A 16,957-nucleotide genomic window follows, 5' to 3' on the forward strand; every position below is an offset into this window, starting at 1 on the left:
CGAAACCGCTTGTGCCTGTTTTAAGAAAAAAAGATTAGAACACTTTTTTAAACGGCTTGATAATCACATCACCGTAAACACCGGCTTCGGTATAAGGATCTTCGGAAGCCCATACTTGTGCATCGGCTAACGAATCGAATTCAGCAATCACAGTCGAACCGGTTACACCGCTACCATCTTCCGTTGGATTTGGCCCTGCAGTTAATAAACGCCCCTCAGCTTGCAGTTTTTCTAAACGTGCTAAGTGAGCGGGACGAACTTCCAAACGCTTCTCAAGCATATTCGGATTATCTTGTGCAAAAATAACGTAATACATTTTTACCTCTACGCAGTTTGTTGTTGATTTGCAAGCTCCGCTTCAAACGCTAAAGCCTGCTCCATTAATGCCAATGCTTCATCAAGTTCCGGATTATTTTCACGAGGAACCGCACGTGATTTCCCCTCTTTATCAACTGCCACATAAGTAAAGAGAGCCTCGGTAACTCGGAAACGCTCTCTTGAGCCTTCATAAACTTGCTTGATAAACACTTCGACTTTAACCTGTAATGACGAACGCCCCACTTTTACTAAAGTTCCGTAACAGCAAACCACATCCCCAACCGAAATCGGCATATGGAACACCATTTTATCTACAGTGACCGTCACTACTCTGCCTTTTGCCAATTCTTTGGCAAGAATCGCACCGCCTAAATCCATTTGCGACATAATCCACCCACCGAAAATATCGCCGTTGGCATTCGTATCCGACGGCATTGCGAGCGTTCTTAATAATAATTTACCATTAGGATTTCTGTCATAAGGTTTATGCTTGCTCATTGGTATTCTCCACGTTTTTAAGATGCGGATAAAGATAAGCGCCGGTTGCAATCGCAGCGATTAAACTCAATCCGGTAAATCCGAAAGTTTTAAATGTTGCCCATACGTCGTCCGAGAAGTAATAACTAATCACGATATTGAGTAACATACAGATAATAAAAAATCCTGCCCAACCTAGATTGAGGTTGTTCCAAACTTTGCTCGGCAATTGTAGTTCCTTACCTAACAACATTTGAATAATTGGCTTTTTGAAAACAAATTGGCTGACCAATAATACGGCGGCAAATAAACCGTTAATGATAGTCACTTTCCATTTTAAGAAATTTAAATCATTAAAATAAGCGGTCAAAATCCCGAAGAAAATCACAAAAACACCCATAATCCATTGGGATTTCTCAATCTTCTTATAAAGCGTTTTTAACACAACTAATTGGATAACGGTTGCGATAACTAAAGTAATTGCCGCTTGTTGCACACCATATAATTTATATACGGTAAAAAATAGAATGAGCGGAATAAATTCAAGTAACTGTTTCATCCTACCCTCTTACAACGTTATTTTGGCTATATGCCTGATAAAAACGGAAACTAAATACGGTAATAAATAATGAGAAAAACGAACTGACTAACACGTTCGCCACAAGACCGAGCGTATTGCCGCTTAAACCGCTTAAAAAAGACATTAAAATCTGCGGTACAAAATAAGAAATTACGCAGAACAAGACTAATGCGATACCTCGACCGCGACTTAATTGCCAAGTAAAACGAATTGCCTCATTTACGCCATTAAGTTCTTCAATTAAATAGGCATAAACGGATAAGCATAATTTAATAAACAAAAACGCACCGCCGATAATCAATGGAAAAGCGATCATCGACAAGCCGTTACCCGCCTTTGCCCCGAACACTTGAGAAGCCATTCCGATCGACAGCGGTAATACCATAATGATATTAAGCAAAACGACCGCAAACAGATTCGCGATAGCAATGGAAAGGTTTTGGAAAAAATGTTTGAAACTTCCTCGGTTAATTTCTTTAATATTCAAGATTAATAAGGTCGTAATAAAAATATTGGCTACGCCCATCACTAACAACGGAAATAAGTCGGATAATGTCATCTCGACATTTTCGGCATTCATATTCCCGATACGAGGTACTAAAAATAAATTCACAAACTGCAACGCGCTTAGCAAAATAATTGCCAATAACGAAAATGTATGTTGATTACGTATAAAGTTCCAACTATCTTGTAACAAATCTGGAAATTTAATTGGCATTAATCTATCCTTCTATATCTAATCGTGTAACAAAATTGTTGCAAAGTATAGCAATTGTTGATCATTACTGCATTAAAATCTGCGCATTTTCGGCGGATAAAACTTATGTTATGCTATTTTTATTATTTTTCTTATAAATCTTATAAAACATTATCGTTATGAATGCGACTCTTCAAGCCGGACAACGTTATCTCGCCACCTATCCGAACCAAAAAAAGTTAGGGCTGTTTATGCCCGATTATCGATTGATTCGCTTAGTAAAATTAGCTTCCCGCTTTATGCCCGCTTTCGCTTGCTTTGCGATTTTATGGCAGTACTTCTTTGCCGACCCGAGCCAATCCATTTTAGCCAATGCGATTATCACTTCATTATTTGCATTAAGTTTGCCGTATCAAGGCTTATATTGGTTAGGTAAACGAGCCGCCTCGCCTTTACCGCTTTCGTTGTTAGGCTGGTATCAAGAATTAAAACAAAAACTGATTAATGAGAATAAAAAAGTTGAAGATCAGGCAATGCCTTCTTATCAGGATTTCGCCAACTTATTGCAACTTGCCGAACAAACTTGGGGTAATGAGTATTTTGATAAACTTTAAAATTGCAAAAAAATGCTAAAATTAGACCGCTTGTTTGCCGATAAACGCTTATCTAGCGACAAAACATCCAATGAAACGCTTGCAAAAAATACGGAAGTCTTTAGTATGACGGACTTCATTTTTTATCTCATATACCGAACCGAACATTTATTTAAAAATTCACGATTATGAATCAAGATACTCAATCAGCGAATACTCAACAAGAAAAAAAGATTGCCTATAATTTCAACAAATTACAAAAACGTTTACGCCGTAATGTCGGTAATGCGATTGCCGATTTCAATATGATTGAAGACGGCGATAAAGTGATGGTGTGCTTGTCCGGCGGTAAAGACAGCTACACATTATTAGATATTCTACTTAATCTCAAACTCAGCGCACCGATTCACTTCGATATCGTAGCGGTTAATTTAGACCAAAAACAACCGGGCTTTCCGGAGCATATTTTGCCTGAATATCTGGAATCTATCGGCGTTGAATATAAAATCGTCGAAGAAAATACCTACGGCATCGTAAAAGAGAAAATTCCGGAAGGGAAAACCACTTGCTCGCTTTGCTCGCGTTTACGTCGCGGCATTTTATACCGCACCGCTACCGAACTCGGTGCAACAAAAATTGCACTTGGCCACCACCGTGACGATATGTTGGAAACGTTATTCTTAAATATGTTTTACGGCGGTAAATTAAAATCTATGCCGCCTAAATTGATTTCCGATGATGGCAAACAAATCGTGATTCGTCCGTTGGCTTATTGTAAAGAAAAAGATATCGAAAAATATTCGCAGGCAAAACAATTCCCGATTATTCCGTGTAACTTATGCGGTTCTCAGCCGAATCTACAGCGCCAAGTGGTTAAAGAAATGCTGCAAACGTGGGATCGCCAATATCCGGGACGAATCGAAACGATGTTTAGTGCAATGCAGAACATTACCCTCTCGCATCTTTGTGACCCTAGCCTGTTCGATTTTAAAGGGTTAAAACGCGGTCAGGTATTGGAAGGTGTGGAAGGCGATATTGCCTTTGATAAAGCGGAAATGCCAAATCAGCCGCTAATCCAAGATGAAGACGAACAAGCTGATTACAGCGAAAATGGAATGATTCAATTTAAAGAAGTCCAATAAAAACAAAGAGCAAACTTTTAAGTGCAAATTACGCTAAAGTTTGCTCTTTTTTTCTATGGCCGATTACCAACCCAAACGACCATCACTTTGTCATCTTGGTAACGGCGGCTAAATGCAAAATAAGACTTATTTTGTTCAACAATTTGCTGTCCTTTACCTACAGCGATATGATTTTTCCTAAAATTCGCTAATTTTTGCCAATGTGATTTTAATGCTTGGTTTTGGAATTTATTTTTTAAATCATCCCAATTCATATCCGAACGTGTTCCTTGAATCGGATCCGAACCGGTTGCACCAAATTCTCTTCCACTTTCATCACCATAATAAATTTGCACGGCTCCGGGAGCCAGCATTAATAAATTCGCTGCAATTTTTTGTCTATCAAAATATCGTTCACTATCAGAATGGAAAAACAGACGAGTATCATGTGAAGACAAGTAACTCAACATATTAAAATCAGCTAATTTTTCACTCATTTTTTGATATGTGGGTTCAATATTCGCAAAACAGTTTAAACTTTCTTTAGCTTGATCTTGAAAATCAAAATTTATCATTGCATCAAAACCGTTTTGGAAATAATCACTTTTAACAATCGTATGTCCCCATGCTTCTCCCACCATCCAAAATTTATCATCAAATTTCTTCGTTGGATTTTTTTCTTGCCATTCATGTAATGCTTTTTCTGCTGACTGTTTCAACGCTGCCCATGTACTTTTTTCAACATGTTTTGCCGTATCGACACGGAAACCATCCACACCATATTTTCTTACCCAATCGGAAAGCCATCCCATTAAGTAATCAGAAACATTGGCATTGTCTCGTTCAATCGCATTAGTGTCTGACTTATTTGCCAAGAATATTGGTAATTTAACCGCTTGTTTTGCTTCTGTTTTTAAATCCGGTAATGAGGCGAGCGACATTTTTAAATCATCAAATTTAGGGCTATCATAATCGCCTAAATCGGATCTCGTCCAATCTTTCCCCCACCATTTTGCCCAAGCAGCTTTATCGGAAAAATTAATAAAATTATTGAATGAATGCCAATTTTGACCGGTTTGAGGTTTCCAATCAGTCCATTTTTCGCCTAATATTTGACTAACTTCTTGTTCTTTTAAATAAAGTGAACCGAAACCGAATTCTTGCATATCCGCCAATGTCGCATACCCAGTATGATTCATCACAATATCAAAAATAACTCTCATACCACGTTGATGAGCTTGCTCAATTAATTGTTGCAAATCTTGCTCAGTTCCCATATTGGCATCAATTTTAGTCCAATCTTGATGATAATAACCATGGTAAGCATAATGTGGAAAATCGCCTTTTTCTCCACCACCAACCCAACCATGAATTTGCTCTAACGGTGAGCTAATCCATAACACATTAACACCCAGTTTGTGTAAATAATCGAGTTTTTGAGTTAATCCCTTTAAATCTCCACCATGAAACGTACCGATTTCTTGAAGTCCATCATATTGTCTGCCATAGCTGTGGTCATTCGTTTTATCACCATTATAAAAACGATCAGTTAAAACAAAATAAACCGTTGCATTATGCCAATCGAATTTAGATCCTGTTTTCTGCTCTACTTTTTCTAACAGTAACAAACCGTTAGAGTCTGATGAAGGTAAAAAGTGTACCTTACCATTTTTCACAATATCCGTTTGTCCTGAATAAGCATCTCTTACTTGCTCATTTTCTTGAAAAGTATCTTTTACATCAATTTCTACCGCTTGCCCATTCCAAACTGGACAAATTTTCGGTTTATCTTCTTTTTGTTCGACACTTAAACGTAATGTCGGCGTACCGCTTCTTAAATCAATTTGAGCGGAATAATTACCATCACGGAAAACACGAAATGTCGGAACATCTGAAGTACAAGAGGAAAGGGAGAGTGTCTGATTTAATTTAATCGGTAATTGAGGCTGAAAACATTGCTGCCCGCTTTGAAAAGTGAGCGGATAAGTTCCTTTTTTTAATGGTTGCTCCGATTTTAAAATTAATTTTTCCGATTCTTTAAAATTCGGGAATAACGTACTCTGCCAGTTATTTGCTATTGCAAGAGGCGAACATAAAGCCAACCACAACACATTTTTAGAGAAAGACATAAAACCTCCGAGTATAAAAATATTCCGATTTTTATCTTATGTAAAAATTAAGTGGAGGTAAATCCTCCTTATTGAGAAAAGTAAAAGTATGAGAATAAAGGCGTAAAATATGCTAAAGCACAGCGATTTTGTATCATCATTTTATAAATTAGCCTATATCTACAAAAAATACTCGACAACAATATTTTTTGCGTTACATTAGAGAATTATTTTATTTCTTACAAAAAAGGTAAAACACAATGTTGTCTAATGAAGTTGTTATCTCAATTATCGTATTACTTGCTTTGAGCTTGCTCAGAATTAATGTGGTAATTGCGTTAATTATCGCAGCTTTAACCTGCGGTGTAATCGGCTTCTATGGTGTTGATGATATGAGTTTATTTGAAGCTCTTACTAAAACCATAGAAAAATTTACAGGCGGTTTAGGCGGTGGAGCGGAAACCGCAATGAACTATGCCGTACTCGGCGCATTTGCCGTTGCTTTATCTAAATCGGGAGTAACCGATTTACTTGCTTATAAAGTCATTTCTGCATTCGGTAAACGTCCTTCAGGTCGTTCGGTCTTTTGGTTTAAGTATCTTGTATTATTCGTATTAACCGCATTTGCAATTTCATCACAAAACCTTATTCCGATTCATATTGCCTTTATTCCGATTGTCGTTCCGCCATTATTAAGCGTAATGAATCAGTTAAAAATTGACCGTCGTGCGGTAGCTTGTGCTTTAACGTTCGGTTTAACCGCAACGTATATGCTAATCCCTGCAGGTTTCGGACAAATCTTTATTGAAAGTATTTTGGTTAAGAATATCAACCAAGCGGGGCAACCTTTTAATCTTGTCGCAACAACGGCTGAAATGACCAAAGCGATGGCAGTACCGGTTGCCGGTATGATCTTAGGCTTACTGTTTGCTTTCTTCGTTTCTTATCGTAAACCGAGAACTTATGTAGAAAACGTAAAAGAAGCGACCGCAGACGAAATTGCCTTACGTGTTGCAAAAGTTAAACCGTTCCATATCGGTGTAAGTATTGTGGCGATTATCGCTACCTGTTCCGTGCAATTAGCGACTAACTCAACCGTTATCGGTGGTTTAGCCGGTTTAATTATTTTTGCTTTAGGCGGCGTATTTAAATTAAAACAAACGAATGATCTCTTCCAAGACGGTTTACGTTTAATGGCGATGATTGGTTTCGTGATGATTGCCGCATCCGGTTTTGCCAGCGTAGTAAACGCCACCGGCGGTGTACCTGAATTAGTAGAAGCCTTACGCGGTTCGATTCAGACGAAAGAAATGGCGGCATTATTAATGTTAGTTGTCGGTTTATTTATCACAATGGGTATCGGTTCGTCATTCTCAACCGTGCCGATTATTACTTCTATTTATGTACCGCTTTGCGTATCGTTCGGCTTTTCTCCGTTAGCCACTATGTCAATCGTCGGTGTGGCGGCTGCTTTAGGTGATGCGGGTTCACCGGCATCCGACTCAACTTTAGGCCCGACATCCGGTTTAAATGCTGACGGTAAACACGATCATATTTGGGATTCGGTCGTACCAACCTTCTTACACTTTAATATCCCGTTATTAGTGTTCGGTTGGATTGCGGCAATGACGCTTTAATTTTTACTTGTACCACGGATAATGCAAATTTTTGCGGAAAAATGACCGCTTGTTTGCCTTATCCGTGGTTTCTATTTGGATTTTATATATGAAATTTATTTCTTTTAATATCAATGGATTACGTGCTCGTCCGCATCAATTAGAAGCGATTATTGATAAACATCAGCCGGATGTTATCGGCTTACAAGAAATCAAAGTTGCCGACGAAGATTTTCCTTGGGATTTAGTCAATCATTTGGGTTATCACGTTTTTCATCACGGGCAAAAAGGACATTACGGCGTAGCACTTTTAACCAAAAAAGAACCGCTTGCCGTGCGTAAAGGTTTCCCAACCGATAATGCTGATGCGCAAAAACGTATGATTATGGCGGATATTGAAACGGAATTCGGCGTACTGACCGTGTTAAACGGTTATTTCCCACAAGGTGAAAATCGCTCGCACGAAACCAAATTTCCGGCAAAAGAAAAATTCTATGCGGATTTACAGCATTATCTAGAAACCGAACTCTCTCCGGAAAATCCGATTGTGATTATGGGCGATATGAACATCAGTCCGACCGATTTAGATATCGGTATCGGTGAGCCGAATCGCAAACGTTGGCTACGTGACGGTAAATGTTCATTCCTACCGGAAGAACGTGAGTGGTTAGATCGTTTATATAGTTACGGTTTAATCGATACATTCCGTGCAATGAACCCGCAAGCTAATGATAAATTCTCGTGGTTTGATTACCGTTCGAAAGGATTTGATGATAATCGAGGACTACGTATTGATTTGGTACTCGCTTCAAAAGGATTAGCGGAACGTTGTGTAGAAACCGGCATTGATCTTGAAATTCGCGCGATGGAAAAACCTTCGGATCATTCTCCGGTTTGGGCGGTATTCAAATAGCAAACAAGCGGTCAAATTTAGCAAAAAATTTACAAAAAATTCTTTAAATTTGACCGCTTGTCTTTAATCTTTCGGCAACAATTCCCAAAATGCCTTAATAATCGGTTCTTGTAACCTCTTTTCCTGCACACAAATCCCCAATTCAAACGGCGATATAGGATCCGCTAATTTCAAATAAGAAACTTGATTATTCATCGGACTATGCTTAATCACGACATCAGGTAACAATGCTACTCCGAATCCTAAAGCAACCATCGGTACAATCGCTTCGTGTCCGGCAACCGTAGCATAAATTTTAGGTTCTTTAATCTTCAGCTCTTTAAACCAGCGATCAATTCGCTTTCGTACCGGACCGTCCACCGGCAAAATAAAAGGAATATTCTGCCAATCAATCGGTTGTTGCTGTAAATATTGTGTTGCAACACAAGCTACTCGAGGTGCAATAATCGAAAGATGAATATCATCAATATAATGAAACACAATGCTATTCGGCAGATGTTCCGGTTTGCCGGTTAAAGAAATATCCGCTTCGAAAGAATGTACCGTATGCACCGCTTGCGCCGGATCGCCAGTACTGAGCTTGATCTCAACTTTCGGATGCGCCTGACGAAACTGCTCCAGAATTTGTGGTAAATGACTATAAGCCGCCGTTACCGAACAGAACACTTTCAATTCCCCCTCTAACTGACCTTGTACCGGTGAAAGCTGATGCTGCAGTTGTCGCCAATCAGACCAACTTTGCTTGGCAAAAATTAAGAATTTTTCACCCGCTTCGGTTAAATGAACTTGTCGATTATCTCGGATAAATAACGGTTGTCCCAATTCTTCTTCAATTCGCTGAATATGACGTGTAAGCGTAGATGCACTCATATAATTATTTTCAGCCGAACGGATAAAGCTACGAGTTTGCACAATATCTAAAAACAGTTTAAGGGATTGGAATTCCATTTAGTTTAACCATTCCGGTTTGATCTGATTAAAATCAAGATCATTCACACTTTGTTTAAAACGTAAAATATAGGTTTTCGCCTTATTATTCGGATGCCAATGAATAAAGTTCTGCTCATCCGAGCTATAAAATCCAATGATATTCTTGGATAAGCCTGAAGCAATATGCACCGTTGAAGTATCCGGCGAAATTAATACATCCGAATGACGAATAAGCTCAATCGTATCAAATACGGTTTGCGTATTTTCATATACAAAGACATTCTCAAACCGACTAGCGATTTGCTTTAACTTTGGTGTAACCTCCGGAAATGTGAGTAATAGGATAGGCTTCACACTTATCTTATTTAAATATGTGAGTAACTCCGTTACTTTCTCGTCGCAAAAACGTCGTGCCGATCCTGCTCCAAATAAATTTAGCGCAATAAAATGTCTAATCCGGTTTTCCGATAAATAGTTTTTTATCGCTCTCGCACTGTTTTCATCTTTCGGCACATCATATTGCGTATCAATCTCTGTAAAACCGGCAAGCTCCAGTGCCTGTTTATATATTTGAGCGAAATGTTGTCGTTCATTCTGTACGCTCGCAGTAAAAATCTTATAGTCCGATTTGTCATATCCGATATAAGCTTTCGCATTAATCGTACGTAAGAAAAGTAAATCTCGATTACGTAGCGTTACAGTCGGGTCAATAACAACATCATATTGTTCTTTTGCCAGTTGCTTACCACAGGCTAAATAATCACCAATATTTTTGGTGCGTACAAAATACAATTGGTCAATATAAGGACTATGCTCAAATAAATAAGCATTATTACGAGAACAAACCACCCCGATATGCGTTTCGGGAGATTGCTTTTTTATTTCTCGAAATACAAATGAACTGACAATATAATCCCCAATTTTTCCGTCTTGACGGAGAAATAGGATTTTTTTAGGTAAACCGTCTAAAGTATTAGTTACACTCTTTTTATCTAGAAAAAACTTTCCCAATTTAATTCGGATTCTTCGAAGCTTTTGTTTTAGTGTTAGTTTTTTCATTTTAACCACGTTTTTCTATTTCATCGATTTCCGAACCGGGACTAATAAAAATACAAGGAGGCTCCACACCATAGGCTTTAATCCCTGTCATTTGGAGTGCACCAGTTAAAGAATCGGACGGCATTCTTACTGGGTATGCATGTTTTAATAATAATTTCGCACCGTCTAAAGTAAGATAATAGCCGGTAGTAATCATAATTGTACGTTTAGAATTTTTAGAAGGCGAACGATAACGTACTAATTTGTAACCTTCTTTAAGAGAACGTGTTATTGGCCAATATTTAGCTTTACCATGATCAAAAAATATTATTTGTTTTCTGCTCGGTACTTTCTTAAGCGCATCCGCCACAATACGTCTGAAATAATGTGAAACGATTGCATCATCTTCTAAAATAATCGCTTCTTCAATATGATTATCTACTAGATACTGGTAAGCCTTGATATGGCTCATTGCACAGCCAATTTCACCAAGTTTCAATTTGTGTTTTCCACCAAATCGCTGAGGGTAAAAATCATAATCTATTTGAGCAAGCTGTTCCTCTGTTAAATCTCTACCGTTTACGGCATCAATAAACTCAAACGCTAACCCTAAACTATTAAGACGAGCTGAAATAATTTTACGCCTAGCAGAATTAGCCAAACTAATAACAAAAATCGGTGGAATGGAATAATGGTCATCTATCATGGTGTTTTCTATATATACTAAAACTAATATACGTATGGATTTTACGGAAAAAAGCCAATTATTCAAGCGTTGAAATATGTTATATTGGTAATATAAGGGAGAATTGAAGTAAATGAAGAGATTAATTATAGCCTTATTTGGAAAGCGTTCTCGTTCACATGAGAGCGAATTAAAACATATTAAAACCGTACTTTTAAAACCGATCGGAGATGCGATTGGTGATGCTATCGTACATATTGCGCATTTAGCGCAAATCAAACAAGCCTTTCCTAACGTAAAAACAGCCGTATTAGTTACAGAACGCAATAAACAACTCTTTGCACAGGCCGATTCAGTCGATCAATTAATTGATAACAACACTAGTAATTATTTAACACAACGAGGCAAATGGGATTTATATCTTGATTTTCAGCCTACTTTTACTTCTAAATCAATCATTTTAGATGCATTACTCAACCCTAAAATTATTATCAATTTTGGTAAAGAAGATAAAAAATACTATTCATTAGAAACCGTAAAAAATTATGATTTTACTACGCTAATTCCGAATAATACACATATTGCAGATTACTTGCACTGTTCTGTACTCGCACCGTATTTAATTGGCAAATCTAGCGATTATGTTTTAACTATACCGTCTGAATACGCTCAGCTTGCCGAGAGCTATTGGCATAGTACAAAAAAAATTCGAGTATTGCTGAACCCTCAAGGGAGTATGAGAGAAATTCCGACCGATGAATTGGCTAATTTATTGAATCATATCAACCCTAAATATTTAGATCAGATCAGTTTTTTACTTACACATACAAAATCAAGCGAACAATATCTTCAATCTCTGAATACAGCAACTAAAGTACAAATCACTATATCGCCGCAAACCGATACGCTAAATTATTGTGCGTTAGTCAATGCTGCAGATATTGTAATTGCAGTAGATGGTGGCGGTGTACATATGGCATGCGCCTATGGAAAACCGTTACTATCCTTTTATGCGAATCATTTAGCAAACTTGGCCCGCTGGCATCCTCGTCCAAAGCTACAAATTGATTCTTTTATGGTTATATCCGACAAGATAACTAATGATAACAATGACACAAAAGGGTTTAATCTAAAAAATGCAACTCAATGGTTAAATAATCAATTTGCAAAAAGAACTGAAAATTAAACCGCTAAGGCAAATAGCCGATTAAGAAAACAAAAAACCCCGCAGTTGCGGGGTTTTAGCAATAATTCGGAAATTATTTTGTGCCTGGAATTGAGAAACGTTTGTTGAAACGTTCAACACGACCACCGGTATCAACAACACGTTGTTTACCGGTATAGAATGGGTGGCAGTTGCCGCACACATCAAGATTTAAGTTTTTACCCACTGTTGAGCGAGTTTTAATTACGTTACCGCATGAACATGTTGCAGTAATTTCTGTATATTCTGGGTGAATACCTTGTTTCATTGGAAAACCTCTAATGAAGCCATATCGCCGCTTATCTTGTTATACTTTCGCATATCCGCTGATAAGTACCATATGTGAATAAATAATATGCCGAGTATTTACTCGACGCCAAAAAAGAGTGCGTATTCTATGGCATTTGGCAACAAAGATCAATAATTAATCTATGCCATTCATATTATTTTCCACAAAATATCCACACCACTTTTATTTAATCAAAAACAATCATTTAACATCAAAGTTTTCTCATCTTTTTTGTGAAGAAGATCACAATTTTTACTCGAGATTTTTTGAGTATTACTTCAAAAATAGTGTAGAATCCATTTATCAACTAATCTAGTTTATTAGAGTATTTGTCATTTTCTTGTCTAGGAGTAAACACATGGCAGAACGTAAAGTATTAGCGAATGCAATTCGCTTTCTAAGTATGGATGCGGTACAAAAAGCTAATTCCGGTCACCCGGGTGCCCCAATGGGTATGGCGGATATCGCAGAGGTATTATGGCGCGACTTTTTAAAACATAATCCAACCAATCCTAAGTGGGCTGATCGCGACCGTTTCGTACTTTCAAACGGCCATGGTTCAATGTTAATTTATAGCTTATTACACTTAACGGGTTATGATCTTTCAATTGAAGATTTAAAACAATTCCGTCAATTACATTCTAAAACACCGGGCCATCCAGAATACGGTTACGCACCAGGCGTTGAAACCACAACCGGTCCGTTAGGCCAAGGTATTACCAATGCGGTCGGTATGGCGATTGCGGAAAAAACCTTAGCCGGACAATTTAACCGTGAAGGTCATAAAATCGTTGATCACTATACTTACGCATTTTTAGGCGACGGCTGCTTAATGGAAGGTATTTCACACGAAGCCTGTTCATTAGCCGGTACTTTAGGCTTAGGTAAATTAATCGCTTTCTACGATGATAATAACATTTCAATCGACGGTCATGTGGACGGTTGGTTCTCTGACGATACCGCACAACGCTTTGAAGCATACGGTTGGCAAGTTATCCGTAACGTGGACGGTCACGATGCGGAACAAATCAAATTTGCCATTGAAAATGCAAAAGCGGAAACCGAACGTCCGACATTAATTATCTGTAAAACCATCATCGGTTACGGTTCGCCAAATAAATCGGCATCGCATGACTGCCACGGTGCGCCGTTAGGTAATGATGAAATCGCATTAACCCGTAAAGCACTCAACTGGGAATATGCGCCGTTTGAAATTCCGGCTGAAATCTATGCGGAATGGGATGCCAAAGCGCAAGGTGCGGTTGTAGAAAAAGAATGGAATGCTAAATTTGCGGCTTATGAAGCGGCATATCCTGAATTAGCGGCGGAATTTAAACGTCGTATGGCGGGTGATTTACCGGCGAACTGGGAAGCGGAAAGCAAAGCGTTTATTGAGAAATTACAAGCAAATCCGGCAGCGATCGCAAGCCGTAAAGCATCACAAAATGCGATTGAAGCTTATGCGCATATCTTACCGGAATTCTTAGGCGGTTCTGCCGACTTAGCAAGTTCTAACTTAACCTTATGGTCAGGTTCAAAACCAATCCGTGCGGATCATAACGTCGATGGTAACTACATCAACTACGGTGTACGTGAATTCGGTATGTCTGCAATTATGAACGGTATTGCATTACACGGCGGTTTTATTCCTTACGGTGCAACGTTCTTAATGTTCTATGAATATGCCCACAATGCGGTGCGTATGGCGGCATTAATGAAACAACGCTCATTATTCGTTTATACACACGATTCTATCGGCTTAGGCGAAGACGGTCCGACTCACCAACCGGTAGAACAAACCGCATCATTACGTTTCATTCCGAACTTAGAAACATGGCGTCCGGCTGACCAAGTGGAATCTGCGGTTGCATGGAAAGCAGCGGTTGAACGTAAAGACGGCCCAAGTGCATTAATTTTCACTCGCCAAAATCTTGCGCAACAAACACGTACGCCGGAACAATTGGCAAACGTTGCTCGCGGCGGTTATATCTTACGTGAATGCTGTGAAAAAGGCGGCTATCCGGATTTAATTCTCATCGCAACCGGCTCTGAAGTGGATTTAGCGATGAAAGCGGCTGAAGTATTAGATGCGGAAGGTACGAAAGTACGTGTTGTTTCCATGCCAAGTACCAATGTATTCGACAAACAAGATGCCGCATATCGTGAAAGCGTATTACCAAGCTCAGTAACCAAACGTGTAGCAATCGAAGCACAATTATCTGATTTCTGGTACAAATACGTTGGCTTTGAAGGCCGTATCGTGGGTATGAATAGCTTCGGTGAGTCTGCGCCAGCGGATCAACTTTTCAAACTATTCGGTTTCACTGTTGAGAATGTAGTAGCGAAAGCGAAAGAAATTTTATAATTTCGGTTAGACATTAAGGCGAGAAGATTTCTCGCCTTTTTAATTTTTGTAAGAAAGCACTAAAATCAGACCGCTTAGTAAAACAAAAAAGCTATCTTTCGATAGCTTTTTTTGTTACATATTTAGATTAAGCAAGCAATTTATTCATACGCTTAATAAATGCTGCCGGATTTTCCAATGAACCGCGTTCTGCAAGCAATGCTTGTTCAAACAATAATTCAATCCAGTCATTAAATTCGGTTTCATCTGTAAGATCTGCGATTTTCTTAACCATTTGATGATCCGGATTTAACTCAAACGTATATTTCACTTCCGGTGCTTTTTGACCCATTGCGGCAAACAGTTTTGCCATTTGCGTAGTCATTTCATCACTATCGGTTGAAACCACTGCCGGTGTATCGGTTAAGCGATGCGTTAATATCACTTTTTTCACACGGTCACCAAAATAGTTTTGCGCACGTTCAAGGAAAGATCCGAATTCCGCTTGTTGTGCTTTTTGGCTCTCTTCTTGTTCCTTATCGGCGAGATCGCCTAAATCCAGATCCGATTTTGTGATACTTTGCAACGGTTTGCCGTCAAATTCAGTTAAATGCCCCACCACCCACTCGTCAATACGATCAGATAATAGCAGCACTTCAATGCCTTTCTTATTGAACAGTTCAAGGTGCGGACTATTTTTCGCTGCTACATAGCTATCAGCAGTTAAGAAATAAATTGCTTTCTGACCTTCTTTCATTCTGCCGATATAATCCGCCAAACTTACCGTTTGTTCGCTAGAATCAGTTTGGGTTGAAGCAAAGCGGAATAATGATGCAATTTGTTGTTTATTGGCAAAATCTTCGCCAACGCCTTCTTTTAACACTAAACCGAATTCATTCCAGAAGGTTTGGTATTTAGCTTGATCGTCTTTGGCTAATTTTTCCAATAATTGCAATGCGCGTTTAGTTAATGCCGCACGTAGTGAAGCAGTAACTTTATTCTCTTGTAAAATCTCACGTGAAACGTTGAGCGGCAAGTCATTCGTGTCTAATAAACCTCGCATAAAACGTAGGTAATTCGGCATAAACACTTCGGCATCGTCCATAATAAATACACGCTGTACATAAAGTTTTAAGCCGTGTTTTTGATCACGATTGAACAAATCCCATGGTGCTTTCGCCGGTACATAAAGCAAGCTGGTATAGTCTTGTTTACCCTCTACTTTATTATGCGCCCAAATGAGCGAGTCATTATAATCGTGGCTTAAATGTTTATAAAACTCTTGGTATTCCTCGTCTGAAATCTCAGTTTTTGAGCGAGTCCAAAGTGCTTGCGCTTTGTTAATTTTTTCCCATTTTTGACCGCTTGCTTTGCCTTCGTCATCATATTCTGTGGTTTGGATTTCAACCGGTAAGCCGATATGATCCGAATATTTACCGATAATTTCACGTAAACGCCATTCGCTTAAAAATTCTTTTTCATCCTCACGCAGATGTAAAATAACATCCGTACCACGTGTTGCTTTCTCAATATCCGCTACCGTGTAATCGCCTTCACCAGCAGATTCCCACATAACACCCTGTGCTTCACCTGCCGCACGGGTTTTCACCGTCACTTTGTCCGCCACAATAAATGCCGAATAAAAACCAACCCCGAATTGGCCGATTAATTGGCTGTCTTTTGCTTGATCCGTACCTAACGAATTTAAAAACTCTTTGGTGCCTGATTTAGCAATAGTGCCTAAATGATCGATCACTTGCTCACGGTTCATACCGATACCGTTATCGCTGATAGTCAGTGTACCTAAAGTTTCATCAAAGCTCACTCGTACGCGTAATTCGCCATCCCCCTCATATAACGCAGGATTGGAAAGTGCTTTAAAGCGTAGTTTATCCGCCGCATCAGACGCATTAGAGATTAATTCACGTAAGAAAATTTCTTTATTTGAATAAAGTGAATGGATCATTAATTGAAGCAGTTGCTTAACTTCCGATTGAAAGCCTCTTGTTTCTTGATTAGTACTCATTTTATCCTCTTTAATTTA

The 16,957-nt window shown here is 38.7% G+C and carries 16 protein-coding genes; 6 read left to right on the forward strand and 10 right to left on the reverse strand.

The window, feature by feature from the left end:
- Positions 1-34 precede the first annotated feature (34 nt).
- Genes NYR63_RS05135 through NYR63_RS05150 form a run of 4 tightly spaced genes read right to left on the reverse strand, consistent with a single transcriptional unit; the run spans position 35 to position 2,093 of the window.
- Positions 35-316, reverse strand: a complete 282-nt coding sequence (locus NYR63_RS05135; protein ID WP_279458482.1) for a YciI family protein — start codon at positions 314-316, stop codon at positions 35-37.
- Positions 317-324: 8 nt separating this feature from the next.
- Complete coding sequence (gene yciA, locus NYR63_RS05140; RefSeq protein WP_279458483.1) at positions 325-816, reverse strand: acyl-CoA thioester hydrolase YciA; 492 nt, start codon at positions 814-816, stop codon at positions 325-327.
- Positions 803-1,354: a septation protein A gene (locus NYR63_RS05145; RefSeq protein ID WP_279458484.1), complete on the reverse strand. Its 552-nt coding sequence runs from the start codon at positions 1,352-1,354 to the stop codon at positions 803-805. The genes yciA and NYR63_RS05145 overlap by 14 nt, the downstream gene beginning before the upstream one ends.
- A 1-nt stretch (position 1,355) precedes the next feature.
- A complete protein-coding gene (locus NYR63_RS05150) occupies positions 1,356-2,093 on the reverse strand; it encodes a hypothetical protein (RefSeq protein ID WP_279458485.1) in 738 nt (245 codons plus the stop codon).
- Positions 2,094-2,251: 158 nt separating this feature from the next.
- Here NYR63_RS05150 and yfbV point away from each other — a divergent pair, with 158 nt between their 5' ends.
- On the forward strand, positions 2,252-2,686 hold the full coding sequence (gene yfbV, locus NYR63_RS05155) for a terminus macrodomain insulation protein YfbV (protein ID WP_005597682.1): 435 nt from the start codon (positions 2,252-2,254) through the stop codon (positions 2,684-2,686).
- Positions 2,687-2,853: 167 nt separating this feature from the next.
- A complete protein-coding gene (ttcA, locus tag NYR63_RS05160; RefSeq protein ID WP_279458486.1) occupies positions 2,854-3,807 on the forward strand; it encodes a tRNA 2-thiocytidine(32) synthetase TtcA in 954 nt (317 codons plus the stop codon).
- A 53-nt stretch (positions 3,808-3,860) separates the two neighbouring features.
- On the opposite strand, the gene NYR63_RS05165 is transcribed toward ttcA, so the two are convergent.
- The gene (locus NYR63_RS05165; RefSeq protein WP_279458487.1) at positions 3,861-5,915 is read right to left on the reverse strand and encodes an alpha-amylase; all 2,055 of its coding nucleotides are present in this window, start codon (positions 5,913-5,915) and stop codon (positions 3,861-3,863) included.
- 239 nt (positions 5,916-6,154) lie between these two features.
- On the opposite strand from NYR63_RS05165, the gene NYR63_RS05170 reads away from it, so the two are divergent.
- Entirely contained in the window at positions 6,155-7,531 is a 1,377-nt protein-coding gene (locus NYR63_RS05170) for a Na+/H+ antiporter family protein (protein WP_279458488.1), read from the forward strand.
- An 88-nt stretch (positions 7,532-7,619) separates the two neighbouring features.
- Positions 7,620-8,423, forward strand: a complete 804-nt coding sequence (gene xthA, locus NYR63_RS05175) for an exodeoxyribonuclease III (RefSeq protein WP_279458489.1) — start codon at positions 7,620-7,622, stop codon at positions 8,421-8,423.
- Positions 8,424-8,486: 63 nt separating this feature from the next.
- On the opposite strand, the gene ilvY is transcribed toward xthA, so the two are convergent.
- Genes ilvY through NYR63_RS05190 form a run of 3 tightly spaced genes read right to left on the reverse strand, consistent with a single transcriptional unit; the run spans position 8,487 to position 11,097 of the window.
- Entirely contained in the window at positions 8,487-9,371 is an 885-nt protein-coding gene (ilvY, locus tag NYR63_RS05180; protein ID WP_279458490.1) for an HTH-type transcriptional activator IlvY, read from the reverse strand.
- The gene (locus NYR63_RS05185) at positions 9,372-10,412 is read right to left on the reverse strand and encodes a glycosyltransferase family 9 protein (RefSeq protein WP_279458491.1); all 1,041 of its coding nucleotides are present in this window, start codon (positions 10,410-10,412) and stop codon (positions 9,372-9,374) included. It abuts the gene before it with no gap.
- A 1-nt stretch (position 10,413) separates the two neighbouring features.
- A complete protein-coding gene (locus NYR63_RS05190) occupies positions 10,414-11,097 on the reverse strand; it encodes a glycosyltransferase family 25 protein (RefSeq protein WP_279458492.1) in 684 nt (227 codons plus the stop codon).
- A gap of 112 nt (positions 11,098-11,209) precedes the next feature.
- Here NYR63_RS05190 and NYR63_RS05195 point away from each other — a divergent pair, with 112 nt between their 5' ends.
- On the forward strand, positions 11,210-12,262 hold the full coding sequence (locus NYR63_RS05195) for a heptosyltransferase (RefSeq protein ID WP_279458493.1): 1,053 nt from the start codon (positions 11,210-11,212) through the stop codon (positions 12,260-12,262).
- A gap of 73 nt (positions 12,263-12,335) precedes the next feature.
- On the opposite strand, the gene rpmE is transcribed toward NYR63_RS05195, so the two are convergent.
- The gene (gene rpmE / locus NYR63_RS05200) at positions 12,336-12,548 is read right to left on the reverse strand and encodes a 50S ribosomal protein L31 (RefSeq protein WP_005623406.1); all 213 of its coding nucleotides are present in this window, start codon (positions 12,546-12,548) and stop codon (positions 12,336-12,338) included.
- 379 nt (positions 12,549-12,927) lie between these two features.
- On the opposite strand from rpmE, the gene tkt reads away from it, so the two are divergent.
- Positions 12,928-14,934 (forward strand): transketolase, encoded by a 2,007-nt coding sequence (tkt, locus tag NYR63_RS05205; RefSeq protein WP_279458495.1) that lies wholly within the window; start codon positions 12,928-12,930, stop codon positions 14,932-14,934.
- 127 nt (positions 14,935-15,061) lie between these two features.
- Here the strand turns inward: tkt and htpG are convergent, their stop codons facing one another.
- A complete protein-coding gene (gene htpG / locus NYR63_RS05210) occupies positions 15,062-16,939 on the reverse strand; it encodes a molecular chaperone HtpG (protein ID WP_279458496.1) in 1,878 nt (625 codons plus the stop codon).
- Between the last annotated feature and the right edge of the window lie 18 nt (positions 16,940-16,957).

It is taken from the genome of Actinobacillus genomosp. 1 (genome assembly GCF_029774175.1).
In the GTDB taxonomy this organism is placed as follows: domain Bacteria; phylum Pseudomonadota; class Gammaproteobacteria; order Enterobacterales; family Pasteurellaceae; genus Actinobacillus.

What these genes read in the sequence shown, in the direction of transcription:
- NYR63_RS05135 (WP_279458482.1), bottom strand. Translation starts at nt 316, where the DNA reads ATGTATTACGTTATTTTTGCACAAGATAATCCGAATATGCTTGAGAAG.
- yciA (WP_279458483.1), bottom strand. Translation starts at nt 816, where the DNA reads ATGAGCAAGCATAAACCTTATGACAGAAATCCTAATGGTAAATTATTA.
- NYR63_RS05145 (WP_279458484.1), bottom strand. Translation starts at nt 1,354, where the DNA reads ATGAAACAGTTACTTGAATTTATTCCGCTCATTCTATTTTTTACCGTA.
- NYR63_RS05150 (WP_279458485.1), bottom strand. Translation starts at nt 2,093, where the DNA reads ATGCCAATTAAATTTCCAGATTTGTTACAAGATAGTTGGAACTTTATA.
- yfbV (WP_005597682.1), top strand. Translation starts at nt 2,252, where the DNA reads ATGAATGCGACTCTTCAAGCCGGACAACGTTATCTCGCCACCTATCCG.
- ttcA (WP_279458486.1), top strand. Translation starts at nt 2,854, where the DNA reads ATGAATCAAGATACTCAATCAGCGAATACTCAACAAGAAAAAAAGATT.
- NYR63_RS05165 (WP_279458487.1), bottom strand. Translation starts at nt 5,915, where the DNA reads ATGTCTTTCTCTAAAAATGTGTTGTGGTTGGCTTTATGTTCGCCTCTT.
- NYR63_RS05170 (WP_279458488.1), top strand. Translation starts at nt 6,155, where the DNA reads ATGTTGTCTAATGAAGTTGTTATCTCAATTATCGTATTACTTGCTTTG.
- xthA (WP_279458489.1), top strand. Translation starts at nt 7,620, where the DNA reads ATGAAATTTATTTCTTTTAATATCAATGGATTACGTGCTCGTCCGCAT.
- ilvY (WP_279458490.1), bottom strand. Translation starts at nt 9,371, where the DNA reads ATGGAATTCCAATCCCTTAAACTGTTTTTAGATATTGTGCAAACTCGT.
- NYR63_RS05185 (WP_279458491.1), bottom strand. Translation starts at nt 10,412, where the DNA reads ATGAAAAAACTAACACTAAAACAAAAGCTTCGAAGAATCCGAATTAAA.
- NYR63_RS05190 (WP_279458492.1), bottom strand. Translation starts at nt 11,097, where the DNA reads ATGATAGATGACCATTATTCCATTCCACCGATTTTTGTTATTAGTTTG.
- NYR63_RS05195 (WP_279458493.1), top strand. Translation starts at nt 11,210, where the DNA reads ATGAAGAGATTAATTATAGCCTTATTTGGAAAGCGTTCTCGTTCACAT.
- rpmE (WP_005623406.1), bottom strand. Translation starts at nt 12,548, where the DNA reads ATGAAACAAGGTATTCACCCAGAATATACAGAAATTACTGCAACATGT.
- tkt (WP_279458495.1), top strand. Translation starts at nt 12,928, where the DNA reads ATGGCAGAACGTAAAGTATTAGCGAATGCAATTCGCTTTCTAAGTATG.
- htpG (WP_279458496.1), bottom strand. Translation starts at nt 16,939, where the DNA reads ATGAGTACTAATCAAGAAACAAGAGGCTTTCAATCGGAAGTTAAGCAA.